The organism is Natronomonas halophila (assembly GCF_013391085.1).
Classification (GTDB): Archaea; Halobacteriota; Halobacteria; order Halobacteriales; family Haloarculaceae; genus Natronomonas; species Natronomonas halophila.
On sequence record NZ_CP058334.1, the window covers coordinates 1,500,066 to 1,521,540 of the forward strand.

Genomic DNA, 21,475 nt, shown 5'->3' on the forward strand with positions numbered 1-21,475 from the left:
CTCGGATTTGCCGGTGAGATGGATTACTCGGGCGATTTTGCAGGCTGAGGTGTAGTCTGACCCGTTCATTTTTTACTTGTGCTCCTGTTAGGTGTAGTTGGTAATGCGAAGCAACCGGATTTCGGTTGAGAGGAGTGCGGCGTTCATGACCACCGCTGTAAGACTTGCGGGGGTATCATGAGCGAGGTCTGCTCGACGTGCGGTCTCCCCCAGGAGCTCTGCGTCTGTGAGGACGTCGCCAAGGAGTCCCAGGAGATCAATATCCGCATCGACGAGCGCCGATACGGGAAAGAGGTAACGGTCATCGAAGGATTCGACCCACGCGACGTCGATCTCGACTCGCTTTCGTCGGACCTGAAATCGAAGTTTGCCTGCGGTGGCACCGTCGAAGACGGCGTCATCGAGCTTCAGGGCAATCACCTCGGTCGCGTCGAGGATTTCCTCCGCGAGAAGGGGTTCAATGTCGCCTAACGCTCTCTGACCGCACGTCGAGTTACCACGTTCTTTCGGGCGTAAGCGCGCGTCTCGCCAGCGCGGCTTCCGCTTTCCTGAGATGCGCTGACACCGTCGATTCCGCGAGGTCCAGCGACGCCGCCACCGCCGACAGCGAGTTGGCACGCGGCACCTCGAAATACCCCAGTTCGAGCGCCGCCGCCAGCACCTCCCGCTGGCGGTCCGTCAGAACAACGCCGGGGTCGCCACGGTAGGTTCCGTACCGCTCGATATCCGTCGAAACCGACGACGGCAACGCATCCAGCATCGACCGCAACCGTTCGGGGTCGCCGAGCACCGTCGCGCCCATCGTCCGGTCGGGGCGGAACTCCACCGGTGGCACGACGACGAGGCCCTCCAGCGAGAGGGCTGCATAGAGCGCCTCGTCTGGGCTACGCGGTTCCTCCGTGAGATACGCATAAAAGCCGTTATCGAGGTCAACGAGTTCGTACTCGACGATTGCGTCGGTGCGGTCGAGGACAGCGGCGTAGACCGCCGGGTCGCCACGGACGTGAAACAGGAGCGTGTTTCGGTCGCCCTCCGTGTTCCCCTGCAACAGCCGTTCGTACGCCAGCGCCTCGCGGTCACAGACCGCCCGATGGACCGGATGAATCGTCTCCGCCGAATGATGGACCGTCAGGCGAAGCGAGTGCATATCCACAGGGGCCGCCCCAAGCTTATAAAGACACGAAATTTATCGTGTTAATCCGCTTCCCGCTGCCGACCCAATCGACGCGTATGTCGGTACCCGAACCAGACGGCCTCCCGGTACTCGGCCACACGGTATCGTATTTCCGCGACCCGTTCGGCTTCTACGAGCAGGCCGAGGCGCTCGGCGACCTCGTTCGCGCCGAAGTCATGGGTGAGACCTTCTACTACGTCCACCACCCGGAGGACGTCAAGCGCGTCCTCGTCGACCGTTCCGACGACGTGGAAAAGCCCGACTTCTTCGACCGGACGAGTCGCGAGGTGGCACCGACTGGCGTCTTCTTCACCGACGGCGAGCAGTGGCGTCGTCAGCGGACCGCCCTCCAGCCGGCGTTCTACCGCGAACACATCGACCGATACGCGCCGACGATGGCCGACTGCACGCGGAATGCCGTCGAGGACTGGCAGGACGGTGGGCGTATCGACGGCGACGACTTTCGGTCGCTGACCCTCCGAGTGCTCACTCGGACGATGTTCGGCATCGACGACCCGGACGGCCGTCGAATCGTCGCCGAAGCGACCGACGCCGTCAACGAGAAGTTCGAAACCGGTCTCGACGGCTTCATCCCCACGTGGGTGCCGACGCCGACGAACCGCCGCTACCGGCGTCGCATGGACGCCCTCGACGACGTGGTCGATTCGCTTCTGGCGCGGGGCGGCGGCATCGAGGGCGACGACGCGATGCCCGACCTCCTGTCGGTGCTTCAGGCGACGGACGCGCTTTCGGAGACCGAGATTCGTGACCAACTCGTGACGTTCCTCTTTGCGGGCCACGAAACCACCTCGCTGGCGTTGCTGTACGCGTGGGTCATGCTGGACCGCCATCCCGAGGTCCGCGAGCGACTGCACCGGGAAGTCGACGCGCTCGACGGGGACCCGACCGCCGAGGACCTCGATTCGCTCCCCGTTACCGACCGTGTCATCCGAGAGACGCTGCGGCTCTACCCGCCGGTCTACGTCACCTTCCGACAGGCGACCGAGCCGCTCCAACTGCGTGATGGGACGGTTCCGGCCGGCGCGACGCTACTGTTGCCACAGTACTTCGTCCACCGCGACGAGCGGTTCTGGGACGACCCCGAGACGTTCGACCCCGACCGCTGGCCCGAAGGGCCGGACCACGAACACGCGTACTTCCCGTTCGGGGCTGGCCCCCGCCATTGCATCGGGATGCGGTTTGCACGGGCCGAACTGAAACTCGCGATTCCGACGATTGCGCGCCGCTGGCGGCTTCGGTCACGCACCGACGAACTCGACTTCCGGATGGCGACGACGCTTCGGCCCGCCGAACCGGTCGCCTTCGACCTCGAACGTCGTTAGAAGGGAGCTTCAGGGCCTTCGTCGGCCGCTTCGCCCTCGCCGGAACCGCCATCCGAAGCCGTCTCCGCGTCCGTTTCCAGTTCGTAAGACCACCCCTCGATGCCGGGTTCGAGCGAATCGACGCGGCCGGAAAAGCCCTCGTAACTGCCGATGAGGCGTGCGGCCTGCTGGCTCGCCTTGCCGTGCGGACAGACCGTCACGACCCGCTCGGCATCGGTGAAGTCCTCGATGCGGTCAGTCAGTTCGCCGAACGGGACGTTCTCGCTTTTCGGGATGTGTCCCCGGCGGAACGCCGCCCGTGACCGGATATCGACGATGCGAACGTCGCCGTTCGTCTCCAGCAACTCCTGTAGTTCCTCGGCCGAAATCTCGCCGTCCATACACGCCGCTAGGTGAGCAGGCGCTTAAACAGCAGGGCTGCGGTGCGACGCCCGCGCTACAGCAGGCCGTCGGCATCGGCCAGCAACAGCCCCTCGATGGTGGCGTCGTTGGCCGAGTCGCTCCGGGCGACGCCCAGTGCGTCCTCGACGGGGACCGTCCGGACGTCGAGGAACTCGCTGCCGTCGAGTTTCCGCTCGCCGGGCTCGAAGCCCTCGGCCCAGACGATGCCACGTCGGTGGCGCAACACGCCCGTCGAACACCAGAAATCCTCCAGTAGTTCGACCGAATCGGCGACGATGCCGACCTCCTCTTCGAGTTCGCGGGCGCCCGCCGCGGCGTACGTCTCGCCGTCCTCGACGATACCCGCCGGCAGTTCGTAGCAGAGTTCTCGAATCGTCGGTCGGAACTGCTCGACCATCACGACCGACCGGGTGTCCTCGGGAGGTGAGTCGCCCCCGCCCGGCGATCCGGGGGCCGGCAAGCCGAGGGACGGCGGGTCGTCGACGACGGCGACGATGACGACAGCCGCCGGGAGTGCCGCCCAGTAGTACTGCTTTTCGCGGCCGTCCGGCAACTCGACGAGGTCATAGCCGCCGGTGTACCAGCCGGTTTCGTACTCCGTGTTCGATTCGATGACGGTCCAGTCGTGGTCGGTTGGACTCCGGTCGGTCATGTATCGTCCTCCGGTACGCGTACGATTTCGAGCCGATAGCGCTGGCCCTCGTAGTCGACGAAGGCGACGTCACCGACCGGCGAGTCGGCCCCGCGCTGGACTGCCTCGCCGTTGCGGGCTTCGAACTCGTCGAATTCCTCGAAGGGCGTGTGGGTAAAGGCTTCCTTGAAGCCGCCGACACCGCCCGGTCCCGTGTAGTAGGCCTCCGAGCGGGCCGGGTCCGCGCCCGTCGCGGCGGCGGCCAGCGCGTCGAATGCGTAGGGGAACCGCTGTTCGGAGAAGTTGTCGGCCGTTATCGCCGGCCCCGACTCGTCGACGGGCGTCGCCTCCACGTAGTAGGGGTCGCCCGTCTCGATGAGGCCCGGAACCGCACCGAGGGCGAGCAGGACGACGACGACCCCGAGGATGGCCAAAATCAGGTTCCGCGCTACGGGTCGCATAATTCCTCGCGGTAGATGCGATTGAACGCCATCCGGCGGAGCGTCGCGACGGCCGCCTCGGGTTCGTTCTGGAAGGTCGCCGCGACCGCCCTGTCGGCGAAGGGCACGGCGTGCCACGCGACCCGGTCGACGTTGTCACTGCCGGCAACGCGTACGTCCCCGTCGAAGCTCTCGCGCCACGCTTCGAACTCCTCGTTCGTGCCGACCGAGACGGCCAGTTGCTCGGCGAACAGTGTCTGGCGTGCGGTTTCGACCACCTCGCCCGTCACGCGCTCGCCGTATTCCTCGCGGCCGAACTCCATGGCCTTCGCGACCTCGCGGACGACGGTCTGTGCGACCGATCCCAGCGAGTCGTAGCGCTGTTCGGCTTCGTCCCACGATTCGGGCGAAAGGGTCCCCTCCGTGCGCATATCCGTCGACTCGTCGGTCACTCGCTTTCGTCTTCCGCTTTCTCCTCGTCTTCGTCCTCGTCGGCCAGCATCTCCTGGGTCATCTCCCTGGCCTCTTCGAGGACGGCTTCGGTTTCGGCGTCCATCGCGCCCGAGGTATCGACGATACCACCGGTGTCGTGGCTCTCGTCGCTTCCGTGGTCGTGGCTGTGGTCGTGTCCATGCCCGTGACCGGCGTGTTCCTGACCCTCGTCGAACAGTGCACCCGAGCGTTCTTCGAGGGGGTCGCCGGCCGAATCCGGCTTCCCGGTCGTGTCCTCGAAGACCTGCGGGAACTCCGTTTCCTCGACGTCGTCAGCGACGATGTCGGCGAGGTCCGACTCGCCCATCCCCTCCCACTCCGGTGCGTGGTCGTCGAGCCACGCCTCGTGGTCGGCGTCACCGAGCATCGCCGAGAAGGCGAGATGGTTGGCGAGATGGCCCGCGTCGGCTTGCGGGTCCTCACAGACGGGGCAGGCGTATCCCATACCCGTACGTGGGCACGCCAGCGGCAAAACGCCTGCGTCTGCCGACCCGCCGACGGACGCCGCCAGCCTACGCCTCCCGGACCATCACCAGCGCGTCCTCGCCGTCGTCGTAATAGCTCGGCGAGACGTGGTGGAGTTCGAAGCCGAATTCCTCGTAGAGCGACCGAGCGGGTCGGTTCCCCCGCCGGACTTCGAGTTTGACGCGACCGGCGCCCTCGATGAACAGGCGGGTGAGCGTCTGTGAGAGCAACAGTCGACCGATTCCCTCACCGCGGTGTTCGGGGTCGACCGCGAGGTCCTTGAGGTGGCCGAGAGGCGTCCCGTGGTTGGCCACGCTGTCGGCGACCGCATAGCCGATGACCTCGCCGTCGCGTTCGGCGACGGTAAACCCGTGTTCGCCGAGGAACCGCTCAAAGGCGGCGTAGGGCCACGGCTGGTCGAAGGACCGCTTCTCGATGCGGAAGATCGATAGCAGATCCGCTCGCGTCGCTTGGCGAACGGTTACCTCCCCCCGTGGCGAGGTCGTAGTCACAGTATTGCTTGCGGAGTCCGATTCATAGAACTATCGGCCGGGCGAGAGCACCCGCTCAGCAGCCGAAAACCGCAGTGTTGCGGCTTGACACACCAACGTGGCCAGAAGGTTCATGTACCTACAGCATAAAGAACCGGATGCACCCGTTTGGGTGCATCCCCACCCCCCACCCCGCTTTCACACGCCAGATAGCGACCGCCATACTCCCCCACCATCTCCCGACGGTCGAATCTGGCAACACTACCATCCGCTCCCCGTCCCCCCATCGCTTTTCCACACCATCCAGCGGCGGCGCTGTGCAGAAGCACATCGCACGAGCAGAACAGCCGTCGCTACACGCGATTTAAAAGAAAACGAAAGTTGGCATCCGCGAGCGCCCGCAGGGCGCGAGCGGTTTAGTCGTCAGCCGGCGCCGCGCCGCTGCCTTCTTCCTCGTGCTGCTTCTTGACGTGGGAGAGCTTCCCACCGTCGGCGAGGATACGGCGTTCGCGCTCGGAGGCGTCCAGCGTGGCGGTGAGTTCCCACTCGTCGTTGACGCGGACGGTGAACTCTTCCTGACCTTCGCGGACGGCCTCGGCGACGTCGTCGACGACTTCGATGTCGTCGCCCTGCTCGATCTTCTCGTAGTCCTCCTCGTCGATCTCCAGCGGGAGGAGACCGAAGTTGAAGAGGTTCGCCTTGTGGATGCGGGCGAAGCTCTGTGCGAGGACGCCCTCGACGCCGAGGTACATCGGACAGAGGGCCGCGTGCTCACGCGAGGAGCCCTGTCCGTAGTTCTCGCCGGCAACGAGGAAGCCACCGTCGCTGTCGAGTGCGCGCTGTGCGAAGGAGTCGTCGACACGCGAGAGAGTGAACTCCGAGAGCTTCGGGATGTTCGACCGGTACATCAGGATGTCCTGCGTCGCAGGGATGATGTGGTCGGTCGTGATGTTGTCCTCCATCTTGAGGAGGGCGGGACCTTCGAGCTCGTCATCGAGTTCGTCCTTCAGCGGGACGTCGCCGATGTTCGGGCCCTTGATGAGTTCGTCGTCGACGGCCTCGTCGGGCGCGATGAGGTCCGGGTCGTCCTGCGCCATGCCGTCGCCGTACTTGTCGCCCATCTCGAATTCGGGCGCCTCGAGGTCGCCGAGTTCGTCGGCGAGGTCTCGGGGGTCGACGATTTCGCCTTTGATGGCCGCCGCGGTGGCGACCTCGGGCGAACAGAGGTAGACGTTGTCGTCCTCGATACCGGATCGACCCTCGAAGTTGCGGTTGAAGGTCCGCAGGGAGACGGAGTCGGAGGCGGGGACGTGACCGATGCCGATACAGGCACCACACGTCGCCTCGGAGAAGTTGACGCCGGCCGCCATCATCTCGGCGGTCCAGCCCTCACGGGCGAGCATCTCGGAGGCCTGCTTCGAACCGGGGGCGACGATCATCTCGGTCTTCCGGTCGGTGGTGCGGCCTTCGAGCATCTTCGCGCCGGGGAGGATGTCCTCGTAGGCGCCGTTCGTACAGGAACCGATGATGACCTGCTCGACGTCCTCGCCAGCGACCTCGCTGACGGGCACGACTTTGTCGGGCATCGACGGGCAGGCGATGAGCGGTTCGAGGTCCGAGAGGTCGACGACGATCTGGTCGTCGTAGTCGGCGTCCTCGTCGGGGCCGATGTCGACGTACTCGTCCTCGCGGCCGATCCGGGAGAGCCAGTCCTTGGTCTTCTCGTCGGTCGGGAAGATGGAGGACGTGGCGCCCAGTTCCGTACCCATGTTGGTGATGGTCGTCCGCTCGGGGACGGTCAGCGTCTCGACACCGGGGCCGGTGTATTCGAGGATTTTGCCGACGCCGCCCTTGACGGACAGTTCGTCGAGCAGGTGCAGGATGACGTCCTTGGCGGTCGCCCACTCGGGGAGTTCGCCTTCGAGGCGGACGTTCACGACTTCCGGCATCTCGATGTAGTAGGCGCCGCCACCCATGGCGACGGCCACGTCGAGGCCACCGGAACCGATAGCGAGCTGGCCGAGGCCACCGGGGGTCGGCGTGTGGCTGTCCGAACCGAGGAGCGTCTTGCCGGGCGCGGCGAAGTTCTCCTTGTGGACGTTGTGGCAGATGCCGTTGCCGGGTCGGCTGTAGTAGGCGCCGAACTTGCCGGCCGCCGAGCGCAGGAAGCGGTGGTCGTCCGTGTTCTTGAAGTCGAACTGATACGTCTGGTGGTCGCAGTACTGCGCGGCGAGTTCCGTCTGCACTTCGTCGAGGCCGAGGGCCTCGAACTGCAGCCAAACGAGCGTCCCCGTCGTGTCCTGTGTAAGTACCTGGTCGATCTCGATACCGATTTCTTCACCGGTCTCGAGTTCGCCCTCGACAAGGTGGTCGCCGAGGATTTTTTCCGTAAGCGTCTGTCCCATAACGTCCGTCAATCTACTGTCCACGGATATAAATCCGGCGTGTTTGCCACGTATTGCGGTCCCCTCCGCCGGTTTTGGCAATATTCGCACCAAACAGTTGTAGGACTAGTATATAAAGAAAGATAACATCATGAACGAACATCCAATTCTTACCGAGGAGTTTCGAAATCCCGGTCGGCGCGCGCTTAGGCGAGACGCGAGAACGCGAGGTTCCCGCTGATGTTCTTGATGTAGATGTCGACCACGTCGCCCTCGCTTGCGCCGGGGACGAAGATGGTGTAATCACCGCGGTGGGCGACGCCGTCGCCCTTCCGGCCTGTGTCGGTCACCTTGACCGTGTAGGTCTCGCCGGTTTCGACGTCGTCCTTCTGGGTCGATGTCGTCGTCTTCGAGCGACTCTTCTCGACCGGGCGGAACGCACCACAGGCGTCACAGCGCAGCATCATCGTCCCGGATTCCTGAACGAGTCGCGTGTCGGGAAGGCCACATTCCGAACAGCGGACGTACTCGGCGGTGTACTCCTCGATGGCCGCGTCGAAATCCCGCTCCTGGAAGTTCCCGTTGTAGCGGCCGACGCCGGCTTCGAGTTTGCCGGAGGTCGCAAGCGACTGCTGGAGGAACCGGTGGACGTGGTCGGTCGCCCGGTTGAGGGCGTCCGCGACGTCGTCGAGGTTGTTGAACCGCGTGAACGCGCCGTCCTCCTGGGCGGCAGAATCGGGGACCGAAAGCCGGTCGCCGCCCGACCCGATGTCGGGGACGGCCTCCAGCGCTCGGTCGAGGCTGGCTTCGTATTCCATACGTACTGGAGGCTATGGGCACGTAAAGCGGTTCCGAGACAGGGGAACCCACATGGGGACGGCCCACGCACGTCCGGTATGGACCCCACGACGCCACAGGAGGCCTGCTTCGAGGCCGGCATCAAGTTCGGCACGCTCTACCACCAGTTCGCCGGCACGCCCGTCTCACCCGAGAGCAGCGACAGCCTCGCACGCGCGATGGAGGAAGCAATCGAGAACCAGCCGTTCTGCGAGACCGTCACCGTCGAGATACTCGACGAGGAACTCGCCGACGAACTGGCCGACCAGTCGGCCGACTACACCGAACTCACGGGCCGGTTCATGGAGGTCGAAATCGTCATCGACTACGAGGACACTCGCGTCGTCGCTGCGATGGAGATGGAGGGCGATTACCCCCGGATGCGGGTCGACTCCGTTCGAAGCCCGTAATCGGGTCCTCTCCGGGTGGGTTCGACCACATTTTATACCCTGTGCCGCCGGAATCAGCGTACATGGCCCTCCACCCGGTAGACGTAATCAGCGACGCAATCACTGCAACGAGACGGTATCGACCACGCGGTGCGTTCGAGTGGCTCTGGGTAATCTTCGTCACGGTTTTCGCCGGGAGCCCCATGCTCGGCCTACCGACTGGCGGGCAGGGAAGTGGTGGCACCCAGCAGCTATCGCCGGAGGCCCGCGCCCAACTGCAGGAGGCACTCCCCGCCGGCATCGCCGAGGTCCTTCTCGCACTCGCCATCGCATTCGCGACCCTGTGGGCGCTGGTACTCATCCTCGGAGCAGTGCTGGAGTTTCCGTTCCTGCGCTGGCTCAGAACCGGCGAGACGGCGATTCGAGACGAAATCAGGGAACACTGGAGGCAGGCCCTCGGCCTCGCGGCCTTTCGGCTCGTCATCGGAAGCCTCAGTTTCCTGCTGCTCGGCGGCCTCGTCGTCTCGCAGGCCGGCACCGATGGGACCGTCTTCGACTACCTGATGGCCCTGAACGACACCGCCGTCATCGTTGGCCTCCTCGGGTTCCCGACTAGCCTGGTCCTCGCGTTTACCACCGGCTTCGTCGTCCCGACGATGCTGCTCGAAGACAGCGGCGTCATCGGCGGATGGCGGCGCTTCTGGAGAAGCCTCGTGGACGCCCCGAAGCAGTTCGCTGCCTACACCGTCGCCGCCCTCGTCATCGGCACCGTCGGCGGGATTCTCGTCTTCCTCGCCACACTGCTGGTCACACTCCCCGCGCTCATCGTTGGCGGCGTACTCGCCTTCCTCGTGAGCCTCGTGCTGTCGTCGACGGCCGCCGTCGCCGTCGTCGCCACTATCAGCGGCATCGCGACCACGGCCGCGCTGCTGGCGGCTCTGGCCATCTTCCAGGTCTTCGCCCGGTTTTACGCGCTGTTGGTTCTGGGTGCCGTCGACGACGACCTCGATTTCATTCCGGAGCGACGCCGGGAACTTCGCAGCGGCGAGGACGCCACCACCGGTGAGGACGGCCCCGACTCGCAGTTTTCCGCCTGACCGAGCGCGCCGCCGCGTTTCCGTCGGATTTCACTTTCGCTTTGCGGCGTGTTTTTAACCCACACGGCCCGAAAGTAGGGATATGAGTCAGGCGACGCTCGACGACGACGAACTGTTCGACGAGGCCGCAAGCGAGATGCGCGAGGACGTGGAGGCCAGCCTCGCCGAGGCGAAAGCCGCCCTTCCCGATGCCGACGCCGTCTGGGACGTCGACGCCGACAACACCCTCGGCGTGCTCAACGCCCTGAAGGGCGCGCTGGACACCGGCGACGCCGAAGACCACCTCCGGGACGCCAAGAAGTGGTTCGCGATGGGCAAGAAGGCCGATGCCTTCGAGGACGCCGACGACCTCGAAGCCGAAATCGCCGAACTGGAGGAGCTGTTCGACGACATCGTCGAGGCCCACGAACAGGTGGGCGAACTCACCGCGACGATTCCGGAACTCCGCGGCGCGCTCGAAGACGCCGCCGAGGAAAGCGAAGACGCCGACGAAGACGACGAGTAATCAGTTCGGCCGCGCTCGCGTTTCGACCGCATCCAGCAGGTCCGCCAGCGCGTCGGCCGATTCCTCGAACAGTTCCTCGCCGAGTTCCGCGTCCCCGTTCCGCGGGTCCCCGACCGCGCCGCTGTCGGTGAACTCCGCGGAGTCGTAGGTCAGGTTCGTCCCGTGGAGCCACTCGCCCCACGAGTCGGCACCGTCCTCAGCAGCCGCTTCGGTTCGGTCCTCGTGGACCAGTTCGGGACGGAGATACCGCATGAAGGAGGTTTCGGCGGGGCCGCCGTGGCCCATCTCCTCGGTCGCGACCGCGTCGAACCACGTGAAAGGTACCGCGTAGGCGGTTTCGTCGCGGGTCACCCGCCCACAGAGTTCACGGAGGGCATCGACGTTGCCACCGTGGCCGTTGACGACGACGACCCGGTCGAGGCCGTGATGGGCGAGGCTCTCGATCGTCTCCCGGACGTACGAGCGGAAAGTGTCCTCGGAGACCCACAGCGTCCCCTCGAAGTCGCGGTGTTCCTCGGCGATACCGACCGGAATCGTCGGGGCGACGACCGCCTCGTTCGGGGCCTCCTCGGAGTAGCGTTTCGCACCCTCCTCGGCGATGGCTTCGGCGGTCATGAAATCGACGCCGAGCGGTGCGTGGGGGCCGTGCTGTTCGGTGCTGCCGACAGGGAGGACCGCGAGGTCGGCATCGGCATCGCGGATATCCGTCCACGAGGATTCGGCGAGGTGCATGCCGAAGGAAGGCGGCCCTCCCGCTTGTAAGCGATGGTCGAAAGCCCGCGGCTACGCGGTCGAAAAGGTGTACGAAGCGCCCGCCTTACGCGATCAGCAGTTCCTCGCCGCGTTCGACCTTGATGGTACACGGCGGGGTGATCTTGTTGTACGCACGGCGGAAGGCGTCCTTCGCGACGTCGGCGTCCTCGGGGTTACACCAGACGGTGAAGAGACGCTCGCCCTTCTGAATCCGGGCGGCGGTGCCGACGATTTTCCCGAAGGCCTGTCGCATCCCGTCGGAAACACGGTCCGCACCCGCACCGGTTGCCTGCTTGTTCTCACGGAGGACCTGGTGGGGGAACTTCCGGAGAATCATCTTGTAGTCGCCCTCTTCGCCGAGTTCCTTGAGCATACGGCGGTTCGCCGAGAGGCGCGAAGCCTCGAGCGAGCCGTGGCGAATCTGGACCTCCTCGTCAACGATGAGGCTGATCTGCACCTGATAATCCTCGGGGTCGGCGTCGATGCGGCCCATCTTGTACTGGGCGACCTTCGAGCCGGGAATCCCCGTGATGTACTCCCGTCGCGTGTACGAGGGCTTGTCCAGCTCCCGATACATAGAGGCGGGCTTGTCACTCATAGTACCTCAGATGTGGTTGAGTCGCCGGATAAAGCCTTCGAAGCGCACCGTTGGTGTCGGGGAGTAACACACGCTCGCGTGGGATACGGAACACAGAACGAAACCGGGCGGCGTGGAGCCGAAAAGGAGCGACGGTTACTCGCGGCGCGGCATCAACGCCATCGCTGCCAAGAGGAACCCGGCGCCGACGCTGAAGATGACGACGTACATGAGCCCCGAGGTCCGTTCTTGGAAGTACTCGCGGTCCTCGCTGACCTGTTCGTAGCCCTCGACGTCCGTCGAGAGCAGGACGGTGCTGTTGTCGGGGAACGTCGCGACGTACTCGGTGCCGCCGACGGTTACGACCCCACCTTCTTCGAGGCCGATGGATTCGGCGGTCGTCTCCTCCCAGGTCAGAACGGCCTCGCTGGAGGAAACCGACTGGACCGTTTTCGTGGTGCCGCCGTGTTCGATGCTGTCGCCGACCGAGAACTGCTCTTGGTCGGGGTCGGGGAGGTACTCATCGAGCGGCTGGGTCGTGCCGTTCTCATAGCGGACGAACTCGGTGCCGTCCTCGCGCTGGTAGGTCTGGTTGTCGACCCGCGAGTCGTTCTGGAGGATGGCCCCGACGTCGAACTCCTGAGTCAGGGTAAAGGAGTTCGGTTCCTCCCCCGACTCGACGGTGACGTTGTACTGGTCGCCGCCGTACTCGACCACCGAGTTGTTGGCGAACGTGGTCTCCTGTTCGACCGTCGTGTTGTACGCCAGACTCGCCTCGCCCTCGCCGAGTTCGGCGACGGTGTACGTCGTACCGTTGGCTTCGAGCGTGTCCCCTTGCTGGTAGGTATCACCCTCGATATCCATCGCCGGTTCTTCCGCGACTGCCATCACCGAATAGGCGCTGCCAGCCATGACGAGGAAGAAGGCGAGATAGATCGCCGCCCATCGTCGTTGCATACGCGTTGAAATGAAAGGCCGGCGTATAGTCGTTACTAACTCACGCGAACGCGGCACACACTGCTTGCGTACGCGTGAATGGTAATGGAGTTAAAAGCCAATATAGACCAACACATCCCAGTGTTTGGAACTGAAGGGCACGGAAATGGCGCTGCGTTATGAAGGGTCCGTATATGACCTGCACCGGTGTTAGGGGAACTGCTTCCGTAGATAGGGGAAATGCGACGACCACATCTAACCGGCGCCGCAACGGTAGCGCTCCTGCTGCTCGTCGGCATCGTGGCCTTCGGCGCGGTGACGCCCGCCGCCGCGAGCCACGTCGAGGACGGCGCCAACTACACCGTTATCCTGCCCGAAAAGTCCGACCACCTCCCCGGTGACCAAAACCAGGGGAACGCCAGCATCATCCACAGCGCCGCCGGTGGTGACGCCTTTAGCGACACCGCTCCGAACGGCTTCGAGACGTTCGACCGCCTGGAAATCCGAAGCGAGGCGGTCGATTTCTCCGGCTGTGACAGCCCGAACACGGCCGTCTTCGGAATCGACCGCGGGAACAACAACTCCGGTACCCAAACGGACACCGACCTCCTCAATCACATGAAACAATCGAACTTCCGGGAAAACAGCCTCGAAGTCGTCTTCTACAGCGAAAGCGACTTCGGCGGCAATCCCACCTATCTCAACCCCGAGGACGCCATCCTCGCGGTTCAGGGTGCCGGCTCCTCCGGCGGCCCCTGCTATACGATGCCCAGCGACCCCGGCTGGTATCAGATTACCGGCACCCTCGAAGGCACCACCGAGGACGGCGAATCGGTAACCATCAACGCGGTATCTCACTACTTCGCCATCTGCGAGGGCTGCCACGACGAGGCGACCGCACGCGAAAAGCTCGGTCCCCGACCCTCCTCGGAGTCGAGCGCGGACCCGGCGACGGCAACGCCGACACCCACGCCGACAGCCACGGCGACTGCAACCCCGACGCCCGATGGTAACGAAGCGACCGAGACCGAAGCGGCGACGGCCACTGCGACCGCCGCGCCGACCGCGACCGCCGAACCGACCGAGGACAACTCCGACACTAACGACGGCGGGGGTCCGACCGACGGCGGAACCAACGGCGGCGCCGACACACAGGACGACAACGACGACGGTATTCAGCGGACGCCCACGCCCGGCGAGGGTCCCGGATTCGGAGCAGTCGTCGGCCTGCTGGCCCTGCTGGCCAGTGGCCTGCTGGCCCGTCACCGATAGCCGCTGACGCCGCTTTTCTCGAAGTTCGCGACGTAATCGCCACGAAAACTGCCTCCTTACTGCGGCGAGTTGTATAACCCGTTAACCACCGGTATAAACCCCGGCATATATCCTGCAAAGTCGTTTTGGTTGGGGTTAACATTGCAAAGAGCGTATGAGAACGGACCACTCGATTACCGGTTGGCCGCGGGCCGCCACCGCCGGTCTCGTGATAGCGGTCGTCGCGGTCGCCTTGCTTGCGGCGGTGGCAGCCACGCCCGCCGCGGCGAATCACGGGACCGACTCCGGAAACTACACCGTCGTGCTCCCGCACGACAGCGACCACCTGCCGGGCAACCAGAACGAAGCGAACGCCAGCATTCGGAACTTCTCGACTGCCGGCGACCGCTTCGACGAGGAAGGCGCCCCGGAAGGCTTCGAGACGTTCGATTACCTCGAAGTCAGAAACGAGGCGATAGACTGGTCGAACTGTGGTAGCGCGAACACGGCCGTCTTCGGCCTCGACCGCGGCAACAACAACAGCGGCACCAAGACCGATACCGACCTCCTCGAACACATGAAGAACTCCAACTTCCACGAGGACGGTATCGACGTCACCTTCTACAACGAAAGCGACTTCGGTGGCAACCCGACCTACCTCAACCCCGACGACCAGATAATCTCGGTTCAGGGTGCCGGCTCCTCCGGCGGCCCCTGCTTTACGATGCCCAGCGACCCCGGCTGGTATCAGATCAAGGGGATGGTCAGGGGAACGACCGCGGACGGCGAAACCCTCAAGGTGCAGGCGAACTCCCACTACTTCCCCATCTGCGAGGGCTGTCACGACAACGAGACCGCCTACGAAAAACTCGGCCCGCCGCCGAGCCAGCGAAGCGGGAGCCAGGAGACGCCGACGCCAACGCCGACCCCGACACCGACCGCGACCGCAACCGCGACACCGACGCCGACACCCGATGACGGCGGCAGCGGCGGCGAGGGAGCCAACGATGACACGCCGACATCGACGCCAACCCCGACGCCAACGCTAACACCCGCGGACGGCGATACCGGGAGTTCCGGCGGAAATGACGGAGGAAGCAACGACGGTGGAAGCGATAGCGATAGCGACGATGGTGTTACCGGTGACGATGCCGGTTCCGACAAGATTCAGGGCACGCCGACACCCGGTGCCGGCCCCGGGTTCGGGGCGGCACTCGCACTCGTCACACTCCTCGGGAGCGCGCTGCTCGTCCGTCGACGAGGCTAACCCTGTCGGCGGTCACGTTTGACCGAGTGCCCTGCCAACAGTAAACATAAACACCCCCACATATCCAGCAATAGCCTTAGCCCCTCTGTTTTCCTTTGTGCCGCATATGCGTAGAGCCAAGCAACTGAGCGTAACCCTGCTGACGACCCTATTGGCGACATCGCTTGTCGCCGGCGGCGTCGCTTTCGGCGTGTCGCCGGTCGCGGCCTACCATCCGAGCGACGCCGAGGACTTCACCGACGAGTCCAACTTCACGGTCGTACTGCCCCACCAGTCCGACCACTATCCGGGGAATCAGAACAAGCAGAACGCAAGCATCCGGTACAACGTCGTCGGTGCGGAGGCATTCCAAGAGCAGGGCGCCCAGGACGGCCTCTACCTCGACTGGGTCATCGTCCACGCCGAGTACGAGGGCGTCGAATGGATCGACTACTCCGCCTGTAGCACGGACAACACCGCGGCGTTCGGCTTCGACCGCGGGAACAACAAATCGGGCTACAAGTACGACGAGGACCTCGTCTCGAAGCAAAAGAAGGTCGAGTTCAAGAAGGGCGGCATCGTCATCAACTTCTACAACTGGGGCGACTTCGCCGGCGATCCGCCGATAATGCTCCCTCAAGACGCCATCGTGGCCCAGCAGGGTGCCGGTTCCGCCGCAGGCCCCTGTCTGACGATGACCGAAAAGCCCGGCTGGTATCAGGTCACCGGCTTCGCGAACGGGACGGTCAACGACAACGCTCGCGACGAACAGCCCTCCGATAGCGCCGAATACATCGATCTTCAGTTGCGTTCGACCTACGTCTACGTCTGTGAGTGCGACAGCGAACAGGAGGCCCGCGAACAACTCGGCCCGCCGCCGAATGAGGGCGGACCGACGACGCCGACCTCGACCCCGACGCCCGCACCGACGACGGAGACCCCTGCTCAGACCGCGACGCCGGAAGAGAACACCCCCCAGCAGACGGCCACGCCAGCGAGCACCGAGCCGCCACAGACCGAGACACCGGCGAGTACGGAACCACCGCAAACCCAGGCACCGGTTAACACCGAACCGCCACAGACGGAGCCGTCGGGGGCATCCGGCAGCGGAGGTCCCAATCAGCTGACCCCGACGCCGGGTGAGGGCCCCGGCTTCGGTGCCGTCGCCGCGCTGGCCGCGCTGCTCGCGAGCGGCCTCATCGCGCTCCGCCGCCGGTAGACCAGCCACCCCGTTTTCCGCTTTTCTCGCACGTATCTCGTTGTATAGTGTGAACTCGGACCGTGGTGAGCGTTACCGTCTATTTCCAGTGATTGATAAAGGACTTTAGCGGTGGAGTGGTTCGGGACGGGTACTGAGATGGACGAACGAAGACGCATATCGGCGACGAGGGTCGTGACGCTGGCTTTCTTTTCGCTGGCGGCGACCGCCGTCCTGTTCGGCGCGCTGGCTGGCCCGGCCGCCGCAGCACACGATAGCCCCGGCAACTACAGCGTCGTGCTCCCGGAGGAATCCGACCACCTGCCCGGTGACCAAAACCCCGCGAACGCGAGCATCCAGCACTTCGCGGAGACGGGGTCCAGTTTCGACGGCAAGCCCGCCGACCGCCTCGAAGTGATGAAATGGCTCGTCATTTCGAGCGACGAAGTCGACTTCAGCGGGTGTACCTCCAGCGACACCAACGCTCTCGGTATCGACCGCGGGAGCAACAACTCCGGAACCCAAAACGACGACAGCATCCTACAGAACATGCTGGATTCCGGCTTCCAGGAGGACAAGATCTGGGTCGAGTTCAACGGCGAGGACGACTTCGGCGAGACCGTCTCCATCTCGCGTGAGGACTCCATCATCGCCGTCCAGAGCGACTGTTATACGATGCCCAGCGACCCCGGTTGGTACCAAATCAGCGGGAAAATCAACGGGACCGGCCCCGACGGAAACTTCTTCGAGGTGACGCTGGATTCCCACTACTTCGCCGTCTGTGAGGGCTGCCACGACGAGGCGACCGCCCAGGAGAAACTCGGCCCCCGTCCCGGCGAAGGCTCGACGAACGACGAGACGCCGACGGCGACCGCAACGGCGACCGCAACCCCGACGCCGACCGCAACGGCGACCGAAGCCGTCGCGACCGAAACACCGTCATCCACCGAAGCGGCGACCGAAACCGCGACCGCGGCGCCCGAGGCCACCGAAACCCCCACTCGGACTGCGACGGCGACCGAGGCCGCAGATGGGAACGGCGATGATGGCCTCGCAGCCACGCCAACCCCGGGTGAAGGACCTGGATTCGGCGCCGTGGCCGCACTCGTTGCGCTGCTCTCCGGCGCAGCGCTCGTTCGACGTCGTCGATAGACAAAGAAATCCTGTTTTCGGCCCGGAGAAACCCTCTCAGAGACGGATTATATTTCCCCCAGACGGTCTGGCATTCATAAATCCCCTCGTATGCGGAGCGACAAGGTTAGACGAGTCGTCCGCACCGATACACGCTATGAGGGACCAATACCCGTGCGGACGGTTCGGAGCACTGCTGTTGGTGGGGATGCTCGTGGCGGTCGTCTGTCTCGCTGCCGCCCCTGTCAGTGCGAACGAACACACGAAGGAGAACGCGGTGAACGTCACGGAGGAGGCCAACTTCACCGTCGCGTTCCCGTTCCAGACCGACCATTATCCCGGTGACCAAAATCAAGAGAACGGCAGTATCCAGTATTTCTTCTCGCCGGAGGACTCCTTCGAGAAACTCGGCCTCGACGGTCAGGGGGCGTTCGGTGATTACCTCATCATCGATGCGAACTGGATAGATTACTCCGCCTGCGACGTCGACAACACCGCGGTCTTCGGCATCGACCGTGGGAACAACAACTCCGGCACCAAAATCGACCAGGACCTCGTCTCGAAACAGAAGAACGCCGACTTCCGCGACGACGGCATCACCATCGAGTTCTACGACTGGGGCGATTTCGCCAACGACCCGCCGTACATGCGCGCACAGGACGCCATCATCGCCGAACAGGGTGCCCGCTCCGGTGACGGCGCGTGCCTGACCGTCACCAACGAACCCGGTTGGTACCGGATTCAGGGGTTCCTCAACGGGACCGCCGCCGACAACGGACCCGACCAACAGCCCTCCGATGACGCCAAACAGGTCGCGGGCATGGCATTATCGAACTACATCTACGTCTGCGCGTGTGACAGCGAGCAGGAGGCCCGCGAGCAACTCGGCGCGCCGCCGAACGAGCGAACCACGGCCGACTCGACACCGACGCCAACGCCGACATCGACGGCAACCGCGACGCCGACACCTGAACCCGAAACCGAGACAGCGACACCCGTCCCATCGACCGCAACGGCCGCGCCGACCGAGGCGGCAACCCCGACCGCGACGCCCGCCGAACCCGACAACGAATCCCCGACGCCGACCGCCACGGCGGCCGGCGGGGCCGACGGGACCACCGGCGGTAGTAACGCCAACAGCGTCGGAACGCCGACACCTGCCGAAGGACCCGGCTTCGGCACCCTCCTCGCCCTGCTTGCGTTGCTCACGAGCGGCCTGCTCGTTCGTCTCCCCTAACGCTCCGAGGACCACGCATTCGGTCGGTTCTATCGGGCCGTAGCGGCACCAGCGGCGGAAAACCGGCAGTATGCTCTTAAATAGCCGGACAACACCAGCGAAACACACATTTGTTGAAGTCCGAAAGGGAGGCACACACATGGCTGACGTGCCAGAGAACGAACAGCAAGACGAAAACGAGGGGCGGCTAGACCGGCGCTCAGTCCTGAAATACGGCGGAACGGGAGCGCTGACGGCCGGCCTGGCGGGGTGTCAAACCGCTGAGAATCCGGTCCCCGGGTCCAACCTTCGCGTCGAAGAGGAACCGGAGAACACGTCCAACGGTGGCGGCGGTGACGGGATTCTCTCCGATGAAACGATTACAATCGGCGTCTTGGCGCCGATGAACCTCCCGCTTGGGGTCTCGATGTGGAAAGCCGCCCAGATGCGGCGGGACATCATAAACGACAACGGCGGCATCCTCGGCGCGAACGTCGAGGTCAAACTCGGCAACACCGAAGTGTCGCCGGGGACCGCCCAGAGCGAACACCAGCGGCTCACCGTCCAGGAGGGCTGTGATTTCACGACCGGTATCTTCCTCGGGTCGGCGCTCCTGCAGACGATGCCGTCGATCGCCAACCAGGAGACCATCCACCTGACGACCGGGTCCGCGGACCCGCGCGTCGGGCAGCTCGTCTCCAAAACCGACGACTTCGGGTCCACCGAAGAGAAAAGCAGCTACGAGCGCTTCAAATACCACTTCCGCGTCGGCCCGATTCACCTGCTGGACCTCGCCGACGCGATGCTGGAGTTCATCGAGAACAGAAAGGAGGAGTACGGCTGGGAGAAGGCCGCACTGCTCACCGAGAACCTCGGCGAGTTCACACCGTACGCCGAGCGTCTCTCGGAGCGCCTCTCCAGCGTCATCGACGTGCCCATCAAGCAGCGCCCCGGCGGCGTCAGCGACTGGTCGCCGCTCTACAACGAAATCGAGAACGCCGGCTGCGACATCGCTATCATCGGGATGGCGCTGGGCGGCACGACGGCCGTCAACCAGTGGGCCCAACAGCAGCGGAACTTCGAGTTCGGCGGCATCCACGTGCCCGCACAGGCCTACAGCTACTGGGAGAGCACCGGCGGCAACGTCGAACACCTCTTCACGATGAACGCGATGACGCCGCAGACGGAGAACACGCCGAAGACCCAGCCCTTCGTTCAGGATTACATCGAACGCTTCGACGAGGTGCCCATCTACACCGGCCCGCTGACCTACGACGCGATCAGCGTCATCAAGCAGGGCATCGAGGACACCGTCGAAGGCGAGGACATGGAGACCCTGCCCGACGCCGACACCATCATCCCCTATCTGGAGGATGGCACCTTCTCCGGCGGGACGGTAATCGCTGAAGCGCAGTTCACGCCGCCGGATGCCAAGTACGCCCACGAACCCCAGTGGACCTCGATGGCCGAAACCGGCGTCCCCGTCTTCCAGCAGTGGCAGATGGACCCCGAGATTCGCGAGGACTACGGGACCATGCACTCCATCGCACCGCAACAGAACAAGACCTCGGACAAGACCATCCCGGAGTGGCTATAACCCATGTCACAGATAATAACCGCACTTCTGGCTGCGACGTTCATCAGTGCGCTGTACGCCATCATCGCCATCGGCTTCACGCTGATTTTCGGCGTCGGTGGCATTCTGAACTTCGCTCACGGCGCCTTCATCACCGTCGGTGCCTTCGCCGCCTTCATCGTCTCCAGCGGTTCCGGCTTGGGGTTGCCGATTATCCTCGGCCTGCTGGCCGCAACCCTCGCCGGTGCTGCCGTCGGCGGCGCGACGTATCTCGGCGTCATCAGATACGTCAGAACGCGGCCGGTGACCGTCCTGATTCTCACGCTGGTCATCGGCTTCTTCATCATGTACGCCCTCAACATCTTCACCGACGAAATCATGGGCGTCGACCCCCTGCAGATTCCCGTCCCACCGGTCATCGGGACGGAAAGTGCCATCAACGGCGCAATCTCCTTTATCGGCCCCTCGACACTCAACTCGCTTTTCATCTTCACGACTTCGTGGGTTCTCATCGGCGCACTCTACTACTTCGTTAACTCCACGCGCACTGGCCGTGCCATTCTCGCAGTCAGTATGAGCGACAAGGGCGCGGCACTCGTCGGCATCAACGCCGAGAAAATCAACCTCATTACCTGGGTCCTCGCGGGCGCCTTCGCCGGCTACGCCGGCGTCCTGCTTGCGGGTGACCTCGGCGGCGGCAGTTGGCTGATGGCCATCGAGCCGCCCGCACCGCTGGTTCTGTCCTTCGCCATCGTCATTCTCGGTGGCCTCGGTTCCATCAAGGGCAGCGTCGTCGGTGCCTACATTATCGGCTTCTTCGAGACGTTCACCGTGACGTTCATCAGCTCGCAGCTGGCGGGGATTTCCTCGCTCGTCCTGCTGTTGGTGTTCCTGCTCGTGAAGCCTGAAGGACTCTACGGACGGGAGGCAGCAGAATAACA

24 protein-coding genes are annotated in these 21,475 nt (G+C 64.3%); 12 read left to right on the forward strand and 12 right to left on the reverse strand.

Annotation, left to right across the window (positions count from 1 at the left end):
- Positions 1-177 precede the first annotated feature (177 nt).
- Positions 178-471 carry a stress response translation initiation inhibitor YciH gene (gene yciH / locus HWV23_RS08240; protein WP_178289933.1) on the forward strand — a complete coding sequence of 98 codons (294 nt, stop codon included), beginning with the start codon at positions 178-180 and terminating at the stop codon, positions 469-471.
- A gap of 22 nt (positions 472-493) precedes the next feature.
- Here yciH and HWV23_RS08245 read toward each other — a convergent pair whose 3' ends face one another.
- A complete protein-coding gene (locus HWV23_RS08245; protein ID WP_178289934.1) occupies positions 494-1,147 on the reverse strand; it encodes a helix-turn-helix domain-containing protein in 654 nt (217 codons plus the stop codon).
- An 83-nt stretch (positions 1,148-1,230) separates the two neighbouring features.
- Between HWV23_RS08245 and HWV23_RS08250 the strand changes: the two genes are divergently transcribed.
- Positions 1,231-2,517, forward strand: coding sequence for a cytochrome P450 (locus HWV23_RS08250; protein ID WP_178289935.1), 1,287 nt, complete (start codon positions 1,231-1,233; stop codon positions 2,515-2,517).
- On the opposite strand, the gene HWV23_RS08255 is transcribed toward HWV23_RS08250, so the two are convergent.
- The 8 genes from HWV23_RS08255 to HWV23_RS08290 form a co-directional block, all read right to left on the reverse strand.
- Positions 2,514-2,897, reverse strand: coding sequence for a rhodanese-like domain-containing protein (locus HWV23_RS08255; RefSeq protein ID WP_178289936.1), 384 nt, complete (start codon positions 2,895-2,897; stop codon positions 2,514-2,516). The two genes, HWV23_RS08250 and HWV23_RS08255, sit on opposite strands and share 4 nt — an antisense overlap.
- Before the next feature lie 56 nt (positions 2,898-2,953).
- Positions 2,954-3,571, reverse strand: coding sequence for an NUDIX hydrolase (locus tag HWV23_RS08260; protein WP_178289937.1), 618 nt, complete (start codon positions 3,569-3,571; stop codon positions 2,954-2,956).
- A complete protein-coding gene (locus HWV23_RS08265; protein WP_178289938.1) occupies positions 3,568-4,011 on the reverse strand; it encodes a hypothetical protein in 444 nt (147 codons plus the stop codon). The genes HWV23_RS08260 and HWV23_RS08265 overlap by 4 nt, the downstream gene beginning before the upstream one ends.
- Positions 3,999-4,421, reverse strand: a complete 423-nt coding sequence (locus HWV23_RS08270; protein ID WP_178289939.1) for a DUF5809 family protein — start codon at positions 4,419-4,421, stop codon at positions 3,999-4,001. Before HWV23_RS08270 ends, HWV23_RS08265 begins: the two co-directional genes overlap by 13 nt.
- Positions 4,422-4,438: 17 nt before the next feature.
- Positions 4,439-4,927 carry a DUF5810 domain-containing protein gene (locus tag HWV23_RS08275; protein WP_178289940.1) on the reverse strand — a complete coding sequence of 163 codons (489 nt, stop codon included), beginning with the start codon at positions 4,925-4,927 and terminating at the stop codon, positions 4,439-4,441.
- Between the two features lie 67 nt (positions 4,928-4,994).
- The gene (rimI, locus tag HWV23_RS08280; protein WP_178289941.1) at positions 4,995-5,459 is read right to left on the reverse strand and encodes a ribosomal protein S18-alanine N-acetyltransferase; all 465 of its coding nucleotides are present in this window, start codon (positions 5,457-5,459) and stop codon (positions 4,995-4,997) included.
- A gap of 395 nt (positions 5,460-5,854) precedes the next feature.
- Positions 5,855-7,843: an aconitate hydratase gene (locus HWV23_RS08285; protein WP_178289942.1), complete on the reverse strand. Its 1,989-nt coding sequence runs from the start codon at positions 7,841-7,843 to the stop codon at positions 5,855-5,857.
- Positions 7,844-8,028: 185 nt separating this feature from the next.
- Complete coding sequence (locus tag HWV23_RS08290) at positions 8,029-8,640, reverse strand: translation initiation factor IF-2 subunit beta (RefSeq protein WP_178289943.1); 612 nt, start codon at positions 8,638-8,640, stop codon at positions 8,029-8,031.
- A gap of 78 nt (positions 8,641-8,718) precedes the next feature.
- Between HWV23_RS08290 and HWV23_RS08295 the strand changes: the two genes are divergently transcribed.
- From HWV23_RS08295 to HWV23_RS08305, 3 genes are all read left to right on the forward strand, one after another.
- Positions 8,719-9,069, forward strand: a complete 351-nt coding sequence (locus tag HWV23_RS08295) for a dihydroneopterin aldolase family protein (RefSeq protein ID WP_178289944.1) — start codon at positions 8,719-8,721, stop codon at positions 9,067-9,069.
- A 62-nt stretch (positions 9,070-9,131) separates the two neighbouring features.
- Complete coding sequence (locus HWV23_RS08300; protein WP_178289945.1) at positions 9,132-10,145, forward strand: DUF7544 domain-containing protein; 1,014 nt, start codon at positions 9,132-9,134, stop codon at positions 10,143-10,145.
- Between the two features lie 82 nt (positions 10,146-10,227).
- Positions 10,228-10,650, forward strand: coding sequence for a DUF5790 family protein (locus tag HWV23_RS08305; RefSeq protein ID WP_178289946.1), 423 nt, complete (start codon positions 10,228-10,230; stop codon positions 10,648-10,650).
- Here the strand turns inward: HWV23_RS08305 and HWV23_RS08310 are convergent, their stop codons facing one another.
- The 3 genes from HWV23_RS08310 to HWV23_RS08320 form a co-directional block, all read right to left on the reverse strand.
- The gene (locus HWV23_RS08310; RefSeq protein WP_178289947.1) at positions 10,651-11,382 is read right to left on the reverse strand and encodes a creatininase family protein; all 732 of its coding nucleotides are present in this window, start codon (positions 11,380-11,382) and stop codon (positions 10,651-10,653) included.
- An 85-nt stretch (positions 11,383-11,467) separates the two neighbouring features.
- Positions 11,468-12,001 (reverse strand): 50S ribosomal protein L16, encoded by a 534-nt coding sequence (locus HWV23_RS08315; RefSeq protein WP_178289948.1) that lies wholly within the window; start codon positions 11,999-12,001, stop codon positions 11,468-11,470.
- A 135-nt stretch (positions 12,002-12,136) separates the two neighbouring features.
- Complete coding sequence (locus HWV23_RS08320; protein ID WP_178289949.1) at positions 12,137-12,937, reverse strand: hypothetical protein; 801 nt, start codon at positions 12,935-12,937, stop codon at positions 12,137-12,139.
- A gap of 219 nt (positions 12,938-13,156) precedes the next feature.
- Here HWV23_RS08320 and HWV23_RS08325 point away from each other — a divergent pair, with 219 nt between their 5' ends.
- The 7 genes from HWV23_RS08325 to HWV23_RS08355 all read left to right on the forward strand — a co-directional run bounded on the left by HWV23_RS08325 (position 13,157) and on the right by HWV23_RS08355 (position 21,473).
- Positions 13,157-14,188, forward strand: coding sequence for a PGF-CTERM sorting domain-containing protein (locus HWV23_RS08325; protein ID WP_178289950.1), 1,032 nt, complete (start codon positions 13,157-13,159; stop codon positions 14,186-14,188).
- A 154-nt stretch (positions 14,189-14,342) separates the two neighbouring features.
- Positions 14,343-15,434: a PGF-CTERM sorting domain-containing protein gene (locus HWV23_RS08330; RefSeq protein ID WP_178289951.1), complete on the forward strand. Its 1,092-nt coding sequence runs from the start codon at positions 14,343-14,345 to the stop codon at positions 15,432-15,434.
- A 106-nt stretch (positions 15,435-15,540) separates the two neighbouring features.
- Positions 15,541-16,632 (forward strand): PGF-CTERM sorting domain-containing protein, encoded by a 1,092-nt coding sequence (locus HWV23_RS08335; protein ID WP_178289952.1) that lies wholly within the window; start codon positions 15,541-15,543, stop codon positions 16,630-16,632.
- Positions 16,633-16,770: 138 nt separating this feature from the next.
- Positions 16,771-17,763 carry a PGF-CTERM sorting domain-containing protein gene (locus HWV23_RS08340; RefSeq protein WP_178289953.1) on the forward strand — a complete coding sequence of 331 codons (993 nt, stop codon included), beginning with the start codon at positions 16,771-16,773 and terminating at the stop codon, positions 17,761-17,763.
- A 136-nt stretch (positions 17,764-17,899) separates the two neighbouring features.
- A complete protein-coding gene (locus HWV23_RS08345; RefSeq protein WP_178289954.1) occupies positions 17,900-18,979 on the forward strand; it encodes a PGF-CTERM sorting domain-containing protein in 1,080 nt (359 codons plus the stop codon).
- 139 nt (positions 18,980-19,118) lie between these two features.
- A complete protein-coding gene (locus HWV23_RS08350; protein WP_178289955.1) occupies positions 19,119-20,555 on the forward strand; it encodes an ABC transporter substrate-binding protein in 1,437 nt (478 codons plus the stop codon).
- A 3-nt stretch (positions 20,556-20,558) separates the two neighbouring features.
- A complete protein-coding gene (locus HWV23_RS08355) occupies positions 20,559-21,473 on the forward strand; it encodes a branched-chain amino acid ABC transporter permease (RefSeq protein WP_178289956.1) in 915 nt (304 codons plus the stop codon).
- Positions 21,474-21,475: the final 2 nt, after the last annotated feature.

Excerpts from the sequence above, each read along its gene's own strand:
- HWV23_RS08290 (WP_178289943.1), bottom strand. The coding sequence starts at position 8,640 with ATGGAATACGAAGCCAGCCTCGACCGAGCGCTGGAGGCCGTCCCCGAC.
- HWV23_RS08265 (WP_178289938.1), bottom strand. The coding sequence starts at position 4,011 with ATGCGACCCGTAGCGCGGAACCTGATTTTGGCCATCCTCGGGGTCGTC.
- HWV23_RS08275 (WP_178289940.1), bottom strand. The coding sequence starts at position 4,927 with ATGGGATACGCCTGCCCCGTCTGTGAGGACCCGCAAGCCGACGCGGGC.
- HWV23_RS08285 (WP_178289942.1), bottom strand. The coding sequence starts at position 7,843 with ATGGGACAGACGCTTACGGAAAAAATCCTCGGCGACCACCTTGTCGAG.
- HWV23_RS08250 (WP_178289935.1), top strand. The coding sequence starts at position 1,231 with ATGTCGGTACCCGAACCAGACGGCCTCCCGGTACTCGGCCACACGGTA.
- HWV23_RS08355 (WP_178289956.1), top strand. The coding sequence starts at position 20,559 with ATGTCACAGATAATAACCGCACTTCTGGCTGCGACGTTCATCAGTGCG.
- HWV23_RS08320 (WP_178289949.1), bottom strand. The coding sequence starts at position 12,937 with ATGCAACGACGATGGGCGGCGATCTATCTCGCCTTCTTCCTCGTCATG.
- HWV23_RS08315 (WP_178289948.1), bottom strand. The coding sequence starts at position 12,001 with ATGAGTGACAAGCCCGCCTCTATGTATCGGGAGCTGGACAAGCCCTCG.
- HWV23_RS08295 (WP_178289944.1), top strand. The coding sequence starts at position 8,719 with ATGGACCCCACGACGCCACAGGAGGCCTGCTTCGAGGCCGGCATCAAG.
- HWV23_RS08350 (WP_178289955.1), top strand. The coding sequence starts at position 19,119 with ATGGCTGACGTGCCAGAGAACGAACAGCAAGACGAAAACGAGGGGCGG.
- HWV23_RS08335 (WP_178289952.1), top strand. The coding sequence starts at position 15,541 with ATGCGTAGAGCCAAGCAACTGAGCGTAACCCTGCTGACGACCCTATTG.
- HWV23_RS08340 (WP_178289953.1), top strand. The coding sequence starts at position 16,771 with ATGGACGAACGAAGACGCATATCGGCGACGAGGGTCGTGACGCTGGCT.
- HWV23_RS08255 (WP_178289936.1), bottom strand. The coding sequence starts at position 2,897 with ATGGACGGCGAGATTTCGGCCGAGGAACTACAGGAGTTGCTGGAGACG.
- HWV23_RS08310 (WP_178289947.1), bottom strand. The coding sequence starts at position 11,382 with ATGCACCTCGCCGAATCCTCGTGGACGGATATCCGCGATGCCGATGCC.
- HWV23_RS08260 (WP_178289937.1), bottom strand. The coding sequence starts at position 3,571 with ATGACCGACCGGAGTCCAACCGACCACGACTGGACCGTCATCGAATCG.
- HWV23_RS08245 (WP_178289934.1), bottom strand. The coding sequence starts at position 1,147 with ATGCACTCGCTTCGCCTGACGGTCCATCATTCGGCGGAGACGATTCAT.
- HWV23_RS08325 (WP_178289950.1), top strand. The coding sequence starts at position 13,157 with ATGCGACGACCACATCTAACCGGCGCCGCAACGGTAGCGCTCCTGCTG.
- HWV23_RS08345 (WP_178289954.1), top strand. The coding sequence starts at position 17,900 with ATGAGGGACCAATACCCGTGCGGACGGTTCGGAGCACTGCTGTTGGTG.
- HWV23_RS08330 (WP_178289951.1), top strand. The coding sequence starts at position 14,343 with ATGAGAACGGACCACTCGATTACCGGTTGGCCGCGGGCCGCCACCGCC.
- HWV23_RS08270 (WP_178289939.1), bottom strand. The coding sequence starts at position 4,421 with ATGCGCACGGAGGGGACCCTTTCGCCCGAATCGTGGGACGAAGCCGAA.
- yciH (WP_178289933.1), top strand. The coding sequence starts at position 178 with ATGAGCGAGGTCTGCTCGACGTGCGGTCTCCCCCAGGAGCTCTGCGTC.
- HWV23_RS08305 (WP_178289946.1), top strand. The coding sequence starts at position 10,228 with ATGAGTCAGGCGACGCTCGACGACGACGAACTGTTCGACGAGGCCGCA.
- HWV23_RS08300 (WP_178289945.1), top strand. The coding sequence starts at position 9,132 with ATGGCCCTCCACCCGGTAGACGTAATCAGCGACGCAATCACTGCAACG.